This window comes from Micromonospora sp. 4G55 (assembly GCF_016803375.1).
The window spans coordinates 1-7924 of the sequence record NZ_JAEVHN010000273.1; the positions used below are offsets into that span (position 1 = coordinate 1).

A 7924-nucleotide genomic window follows, 5' to 3' on the forward strand; every position below is an offset into this window, starting at 1 on the left:
GGTGCCCCGGACCAGCCAGCGCACCTCCGCGTTCGCCACGGTGGGGCAGTTCCGCGCACGTCGGCGGCGTCCGGCACCTCGATCCACGCCCGGACGGTGGCGCCGGCGGGCAGCCAGGCCAGGATGCCGGCGGCGGCCGGCAGCGCCGTCTCGTCAGCGGCCAGCAGGACGTGGTCGGTGCCGGGCGGGGGGCCGGAAGCAGACGCTGCGGTTGTCCCGCTCCGCGGGTCCGAGCAGGACGATCCGGTCCCCCGGCCGGGCCCGGCCCGCCCACCGGGTGGCCGGGCCGCTGTCGCCGTGGTGGACGAAGTCGACGTCCACCTCGGCCGTCTCCGGCCGCTGTCCGCTGATGGTGTAGGAGCGCATCACGGCGCGGATCGCCGGGTCGGTGGCCCGCCAGCGCGCGTACCAGTCGTCCCCGGCGTCGAGCGGAACCACCGGCTCCGGCTGGCCCGGGTGGGGCAGGAAGAGCGAGACGCTCTGGTCCCGGCCGCCGCCGGCGAACGCGGCCAGCTCCTCGCCGGTCAGGGTGACCCGGATCAGCGAGGCGCCGATACGCCGGGTGTGCCGGACCTGGGCCTGGTAGAAGCGGTAGCGCAGGGCGACGGGGGTCGCGGTGCCGGTCGTCACGGCGTCAGCCGACCCGCTTGGCGGACCGGATGGCGGTGGCGAGGTTCTCCAGCAGCGGCGCCGCACCCGCGTACGAGAAGCGGGGCACCGCGTCCCACCCGGTGACCTGGTTGGCGCGGACGGCGGGCAGCTGCTGCCAGGTGGGCTTGGCCGCGAGGTCCTTGGGCTGCAACGCGGTCGACCGGTTGTCGAGCAGGATCAGGTCGGCGGGGAACTTGCCGGCGTTCTCCCAGCTCAGGCTCTCGAAGTAGTCGCCGGTGGCGAGCTTGTTCGGCACCACGATGTCGACGCCCAGCTCGGCGAAGTACATCAGGTCGGTGCTGACCTTGGGGTTGGAGACGTAGAACAGGTCGGGGCTGCCGGAGGCGGCGAGCACCCGGATGCCGGGGTTGGCCTTGACCGCCTGGCGGACCGACTCGGCGGCGGCCTCGAAGCGCGCCTTGGCGTCGGTGACCTTCTTCGCGTTCAGGTCGGCGCCGAGGGAGCGGGCGAGTTCCGCGTACCGCTCGATGGGCCGGGTCATCGGCACCCGGGCGGTGGTGACCGTGGCGCTGGGCGCCAGGGCGAGGATCTTGTCGCGGCTCTCGTCCGGCACGTACCAGAAGGCGCCCGGGTCGTACATGTGGGTGACCAGCAGTTCGGGGCGCAGCCCCGCGTACTTCTCGACGTTGAACTCGCCCCAGACGTTGCCGAGCACGGTGACCCGGTCGACGTCGAGGCCGCCGGCCTGCGGGTCGACCGAGCCGTCGCTGCGGGTGGTCTCGCCGAACACGCCGACGATCTGCGAGTCGAGTCCGAAATCGACCAGCGCGGCGGCAACCCCGGTGAAGGCGACGACCCGGGTCGGGGTGCTCGCCAGCTCGATCTTCTGGTTGCGGTCGTCAGTGAACGACCAGGGGCCGGTCGAGCCCTTGGCACTGGTGGAGCCGGGCTTGTCGGCCTGGCCGCAGCCGACGAGGAGGGTCGCGAGAGTGGCGCCGCCAGCGGCGAGCAGGCCCCGGCGGGAGAGTCCGCGGGCGGACATGGAAGCAGGCATGATGACGTCTTTCGATCAGGACCGGACCGCGATGATCCGCGATGGCGGGGTTAGGTTAACCTAACCTAACCCGAAGTCAACCGGTGCCATGCCGTTTCCCCCCGGAGCCGACCCTGTCCGTCACCACGCTCGCCGCCGCCCCGGCGCCGGCGCCACCCACCCGTCGCGCCGGCCCGGCCGCGGCGCTCGCTGCCGGGCTGCTGCTCCTGCTCGTCGTCGCGGTGCTGAGCATCGCCGTCGGCGCCCGACCGCTCTCCCCCGCCGAGGTCTGGGACGGCCTGGTCTCCGCCGCCTCCCCCGAACACGCGGTGGTGCACCGGATGCGCCTGCCCCGCACACTGCTCGGCCTGGTCGCCGGCGCGGCGCTCGGGGTGGCCGGGGCGTTGATGCAGACGCTCACCCGCAATCCCCTGGCCGACCCGGGACTGCTCGGCATCACGCCGGCGCGGCGGCCGCGGTCGCCTCCGCCACCGCCCTGCTCGGCGTCGGCACCGCCGGCGGCTGGATCTGGTTCGCCCTGCTCGGCGCCGCCACCGTCACCGTCGCGGTGTACGCCGTCGGCGGCGGCCGGCGGGCCACCCCGGACCGCCTCGCGCTGGCCGGGGCGGCGCTCAACGCGGTGCTCTACTCCTACGTCAGCGCCGTCATGCTGCTCAACTCCGCCTCGCTGGACCGGCTGCGGTTCTGGACGGTCGGCTCGCTGGCCAACGCCGAGTTCGCCACCTGCGTACCGTGGCGCCCTTCGTGCTGGCCGGCCTGCTGGTCGCCCTGGCCGGCGCGCGGTCACTGAACGCGCTGGCCCTGGGCGACGACACCGCGCGGGCGCTCGGCGCCCGGCCGGCTTTGGTGCGCGGCGGCGCCATCGCGGCGGTCACGCTGCTCTGCGGCGCGGCCACCGCCGCCTGCGGGCCGATCGTCTTCGTCGGGCTGCTCGTGCCGCACCTGGTCCGCGTGCTGACCGGGCCGGACCTGCGCTGGCTGCTGCCCGCCTGCGCGCTGTACGCGCCCGTCCTGCTGCTCGGCGCCGACGTGCTCGGCCGCATGCTGGGCCGCCCCGGCGAACTCCAGGTCGGCCTGGTCACCGCCGTGCTCGGCGGCCCGCTCTTCCTGCGTCTGGTGGCCCGGCGATGACCGTGCTCCGCACCCCCGGTGGCCGGTCGCTGCGCTGGCGTCCCCGATCGCTGGTGGTCGTCGCCACCGCGGTGCTGCTCGCCGTCGGCCTCGGCGTGCTCGCCGTGGGCGGCGGCGACTACCCGATGAGCCCGGCCGACGTGCTGCGCACGCTGACCGGGGGCGGCACCGCGGCCGAGGAGTTCATCGTCGGCGAACTGCGGCTGCCCCGGCTGGTCACCGCGCTCGGCGTCGGGGCCGCCCTCGCACTGTCCGGCGCGGTGGTCCAGACGCTGCTGCGCAATCCGCTGGGCAGCCCCGACGTGCTCGGCATCACCCAGGGAGCGGCGACCGGCGGGCTCATCGTCGTGGTGCTCGGCGGCAGCAGCCTGACGCTCTCCGGCGCGGCGCTGGCCGGCGGGCTCTGCACCGGCCTGCTCATCCGGGCCGTCGCCGGCAACCGGGGCCTGGCCGGTCACCGGCTCGTGCTGGTCGGCATCGGCGTCACGGCGATCCTCACCGGCGTCAACGGCTGGCTGCTCACCCGGGCGCCGCTGATGGACGCCGCGCGGGCGGTGCTCTGGCTCACCGGCAGCCTGGACGGGCGCGGCTGGTCGCAGGCGGTGCCGCTGCTCGGCGTTCTCGCGGCGCTCACCCCGGTGGTGCTCGCCGGTGGCCGGGCAATGGCCATGGTGGAGCTGGGCGACGAGACCGCGACCGCGCTGGGCGTGCCGGTGACCCGGGTCCGGCAGGTGCTGCTCGGCGCGGCGGTGCTGCTCGCCTCCGTCGCGGCGGCCGCCGCCGGGCCGGTCTCCTTCGTGGCGCTCACCGCCCCGCACCTGGCCCGCCGGCTCACCCGCGCGCCGGGGCCGAACCTGGTGGCCTCGGCGCTCACCGGTGCGGTGCTGCTGGTCGGGGCGGACCTGGTGGCGCAGCGCGCCCTCGCCGGCCAGCAACTGCCGGTGGGCGTGGTGACCGGCGTGCTCGGCGGGACGTACCTGGTGTGGTTGCTCGCCGCGCGGCGGGCCGGACGGAACTGAGGGAGCTCACGTGTCGGGAAACCCACGCCTGAACGGGGTCGGGCTGACCCTGGCGTACGAGCGGCGGATCGTCGCGGAGGGGCTGTCGGTGGCCGTACCGGACGGGTCGTTCACCGTGGTGATCGGGCCGAACGCCTGCGGCAAGTCGACGCTGCTGCGGGCCCTGGCCCGGACGCTGCGGCCGCGCGCCGGGACGGTGCTGCTCGACGGGCGAGACATCCACGCGCTGCCGTCCCGGGCGGTGGCCCGTACCCTCGGCCTGCTGCCGCAGTCGTCGGTGGCGCCGGACGGCATCACGGTGGCCGACCTGGTCGCCCGCGGCCGGTACCCGCACCAGGGGCTGCTGCGGCAGTGGTCGCGGGAGGACGAACGGGTGGTCGCCGAGTCGATGGCCGCCACCGGCGTCGCCGAGCTGGCCGACCGGCCGGTCGACGAGCTCTCCGGCGGGCAGCGGCAGCGGGTCTGGATCGCCATGGCGCTGGCCCAGCAGACGCCGCTGCTCCTGCTCGACGAGCCGACCACCTGGCTGGACGTCGCCCACCAGATCGAGGTGCTGGACCTCTGCGCCCGGCTGCACGAGGAGCAGGGCCGGACGCTGGTGGCGGTGCTGCACGACCTGCACCACGCCGCCCGCTACGCCACCCACCTGATCGCCATGCGCGACGGCCGGGTGGTCGCCGAGGGCGACCCGCGCGAGGTGGTCACCGCCGACCTGGTCCAGGAGGTGTTCGGGCTGCCGTGCCGGATCGTCGAGGACCCGGAGACCGGCACGCCGCTGGTGGTGCCCGCCACCCGCCGTCCACGTTTGCCGGACGCAGTCTCGCGGGTAGTGCCGACGTCCTGACCGGACGCCAAGATCCGGTGTACGGCCGGAGGAGTCGCGATGGCGGGCATGGCCCGGAAGTGGGCGGGGTCCGCCGTCGGCCGGCTGCGGCAGGGCTGGCGGACGGCGCTGGAGGCGGCCGCGGCGGCCACCGTCGCGTGGATCGTCGCGGCCCGGCTGATCGGCCACCCGGATCCGTTCTTCGCGCCGAGCGCCGCGCTGATCGTGCTCGGCGAGGCGCGCGGGAAGCGACTGCGGCAGACCGTCGAGATGGTGCTCGGGGTGGCGCCGGGTGCTCGCCGCCGACCTGGCCGTGCAGTCACTCGGCCCCGGCACCGGCACCGTCTTCCTCGTGCTGCTGCTGACCATCGGCCTCATGCTCACCATCGGGGCGAGCAGCACCCTCACCGTCCAGGCCGCCGTCTCCGCCCTCTACCTGGTGGCGGTGGCCGCGCCGCAGGGCGGCGGGCTGGTGCCGTTCCGGTTCGTCGACGCGCTGATCGGCGGCGCGGTGGCGCTGGCCGCCAGCCAGCTCATGGTGGCCCGCGATCCGCTCGGCCCGCTCGTCGCCGAGGCCCGGCGCACCTACGGCGACCTGGCCGACCTGCTCGACCGGATCGACCGGGCCCTGGCTGACGCCGACGAGGAGGCCGCCCGCGCGGCGCTGGACCGGGCCCGCGAGGTGGACGGCTGCGTGGACCGCTTCCGCGTCGCCGTGCAGGCCTGCAGCGAGTCGCTGCGGCTGCGGGTCCGCAAGCGCCGCCACCTCGACCAGGTGGCGGAGGTCGAGGCCACCTGCCACCAGCTCGACTACGCGGTACGCAACATCCGGGTGCTGGCCCGCAACGGCGTGACGCTGACCCGGCTCGGCACGCCGGCCCCGCCCGAGCTGGGCGAGGCGATTCGGGCACTCGGCGAGGCGGTGCGCGCCGCCGCCGACGCCCTCTCCACCGACCTGGGTGGACACTCCGACGCGGACCGGCACGCGGAACGCGCCGACCACGCCGCCCTGGAGGCGGTACGCCTCGCCGCCCGGATGCTCCGGACCGACCCGCCGCTGCCACTGATCATGATCGTGGGCCAGATCCGGGCCACCGCCATCGACCTGCTGCGCGGGGTCGGGGTGGACGACGCGGCCGTGCTGGGCCGGGTCGACGAGGCGCTGGGCCTGCCGAACACCTGCGCCGCCGGCCGTATCCCGGTCGACGGCTGACGGGTGTCGCGGCGGGGGCCGGGTGGGTGTGCCCGCCCCCCTCGTCGTCATTTCCAGCCGGTGCCGGTCCAGCCTTCGCTGATCCACGGCGGCGCCCACCCCGTCACCGCCGCCGCTGCGGCAAGGACGGCCACTGTCGCTGTCCCCACGAGCGCACCCCGCCCGAGGTGCCTGGTCCGTGGGAAGCGGGTCAGGATCCAGCCCGCGGCCACGGTGACCGGTAGCAGAAGACAGCCGGCTCCGACGAGGTAGAAGGTCCACTCGCCGGGCGAATCCCTGCCGATCCACAGTGCATTCGCGGCGGCCACGCCGAACCAGCTGTGAGCGATGACCGTCAGGGTGGCACCCGCAGCAGCCTGGACGACTTTCGATCGGCTGCCCACGGTGCCCCTGTCTGTCGATGTCCTCTGGGTCGGTCAGCTTATGCGGCGCGCGTCGCCGAAGCTCCTTCCCTTCGGGCTCAGCGGGGCGGCGGGGTGGCCGCCCCGGCCGGTGGCTGCGGGCCGAAGGTGCTGAGGAATCGGTCCCGGAAGGTGTCCATCCGCCAGACCGGCGCGCTCGGGCCGGGCCGCAGCCCCTCGTCCCAGCCCCAGGCGGCGACCCGGGCCAGCACGGCCGGATCGTGGGCCACGATGGTGATCGGCACGTCCCGGCCGGCGTTCTCCCCGGTCACCACCGGCGCGGGCTGGTGGTCGCCGAGGAAGACCAGCACCAGCTCGTCGTCGCCGTACGTCTCCACGTAGGAGATCAGGCTGTTCAGCGAGTACTCGATGGAGCGCCGGTAGCCGGTGCGGACCTCGGTGGCGCTGCGCCCCACCACGTCCTTCGGGTTCACGGCCACCGAGGTCGGCCGGCGGTAGATCGATCCGTCGCCGACGTGATCCCAGTCGAGCATCCGGGGGATCGCCGCCCAGGGTGAGTGGCTGGAGATCAGTGGGATCTCCGCCATGATCGGCGCGTGCCCCGGCGTGGCCCGCTCCCGCCGCTGGAAGGTGGCCAGCGTGTACTGGTCGGGCATGGGCGCGTAGTTGAACTTCGGGCCGCGGTAGTCGAGCCCGGCCGCGTCGTGGTAGCGGTCGAAGCCGAAGAAGGTCTTCTCCGGCCAGGGCTGGGTCGCCGCCGGCATCACCCCCACCGTCTGCCAGCCGGCCCGCCGGAACGCGCCGTTGAGGGTGAGCCGGTCGCCGGCCAGCAGGCTGAGGTGGCGTTGCTGGTTGTCCACCCAGACCCCGGACAGCAGCGTGTCGTGCGCCAGCCAACTCCCCCCGCCAGCGGTGGGTGAGGTGAGGAAGCCGCTGCGGGCGTGGAAGCCCCGCTCGGCGAGCCGGCGCGTACCGCCGTCGAGCACCGCGCCGACCTGCGGGGCGAACTCCGGGTCCTGCACCGCGTCCCGGCCGTAGCTCTCCACGAACGCGACGATCACGTCCTTGCCACGCAGGGCGGTGAGCAACTGGTTGCCCGGGGTGTCGCGGAAGGCGTCCGCGGCGGCCTCGGCGGCGAAGGCCTCCCGGTCCCGCAGCCCGGCACCCACCTGACCGACATGCTGGCCGACCAGCCTGGACGTCCCCGAGTCGGCGACCGGCACGCCGATCGTCGCGCCGGCGACCCAGACCGCGGCACACCCCGCAAGCACCCGGACCGCCCGCCGGTCGTGCCGGGCCACCAGCCGGGTCAGCCGGAGCACCGACCGGGTGGTCAGCACCAGCAGCGCGCCGACCGCGGCGACCAGCGCCACGATCGCGCCGACCGCGCCGGCCCGGCCGACGGAGTCGCGGACGAAGCCGTACGCGTCGTCCAGCAGGACCCAGTCGAGGACCAGGTCGAAGGGGCGGGCGAGGCTGGCGGACATGCCCATGTCGAGCAGCTTGACGACGGCGAGCAGCCCGAGCGCGACGCCGCACAGCACCGCCACCGCCCGCCGGGCCACGCCGCGCAGCACCAGCAGCAGCGCGGCGGCGACCAGCCCCTCGACCGGGATGCGCAGGAACGCGGCGGGGCCGAGCTGGTCGAGCCGGTTCGGCGCCACCAGCACGGCGAAGACGAGCAGGCCGGCCGCCACGGTGGTCACCCGC

8 protein-coding genes and 1 pseudogene are annotated in these 7924 nt (G+C 75.1%); 4 read left to right on the forward strand and 5 right to left on the reverse strand.

The genetic code is table 11. The features are described 5' to 3' along the window. From JNW89_RS38930 to JNW89_RS20975, 3 genes are all read right to left on the reverse strand, one after another. On the reverse strand, window positions 1-167 hold a 167-nt coding region (locus JNW89_RS38930; RefSeq protein WP_375155126.1), incomplete at its 3' end, for an SIP domain-containing protein. Then, window positions 154-630, reverse strand: a complete 477-nt coding sequence (locus JNW89_RS20970; protein ID WP_238450190.1) for a siderophore-interacting protein — start codon at window positions 628-630, stop codon at window positions 154-156. The genes JNW89_RS20970 and JNW89_RS38930, both read right to left, overlap by 14 nt. A 4-nt stretch (window positions 631-634) precedes the next feature. Further along, the gene (locus JNW89_RS20975; protein ID WP_238450191.1) at window positions 635-1666 is read right to left on the reverse strand and encodes an ABC transporter substrate-binding protein; all 1032 of its coding nucleotides are present in this window, start codon (window positions 1664-1666) and stop codon (window positions 635-637) included. A 221-nt stretch (window positions 1667-1887) separates the two neighbouring features. On the opposite strand from JNW89_RS20975, the pseudogene JNW89_RS20980 reads away from it, so the two are divergent. The 4 genes and pseudogenes from JNW89_RS20980 (at window position 1888) to JNW89_RS20995 (ending at window position 5852) form a co-directional block, all read left to right on the forward strand. Continuing rightward, a pseudogene (locus JNW89_RS20980) lies at window positions 1888-2797 on the forward strand (FecCD family ABC transporter permease). Next, window positions 2794-3816, forward strand: a complete 1023-nt coding sequence (locus JNW89_RS20985; RefSeq protein WP_238450192.1) for an iron chelate uptake ABC transporter family permease subunit — start codon at window positions 2794-2796, stop codon at window positions 3814-3816. The pseudogene JNW89_RS20980 and the gene JNW89_RS20985 overlap by 4 nt, the downstream one beginning before the upstream one ends. A 43-nt stretch (window positions 3817-3859) precedes the next feature. Next, window positions 3860-4660, forward strand: a complete 801-nt coding sequence (locus JNW89_RS20990; protein ID WP_238450196.1) for an ABC transporter ATP-binding protein — start codon at window positions 3860-3862, stop codon at window positions 4658-4660. 271 nt (window positions 4661-4931) lie between these two features. Further along, window positions 4932-5852 carry a hypothetical protein gene (locus JNW89_RS20995; protein ID WP_238450193.1) on the forward strand — a complete coding sequence of 307 codons (921 nt, stop codon included), beginning with the start codon at window positions 4932-4934 and terminating at the stop codon, window positions 5850-5852. Between the two features lie 47 nt (window positions 5853-5899). Here JNW89_RS20995 and JNW89_RS21000 read toward each other — a convergent pair whose 3' ends face one another. Continuing rightward, entirely contained in the window at window positions 5900-6235 is a 336-nt protein-coding gene (locus JNW89_RS21000) for a hypothetical protein (RefSeq protein ID WP_238450194.1), read from the reverse strand. 77 nt (window positions 6236-6312) lie between these two features. Next, the coding region (locus JNW89_RS21005; RefSeq protein WP_238450195.1) for a sulfatase-like hydrolase/transferase at window positions 6313-7924 on the reverse strand (1612 nt) is incomplete at its 5' end.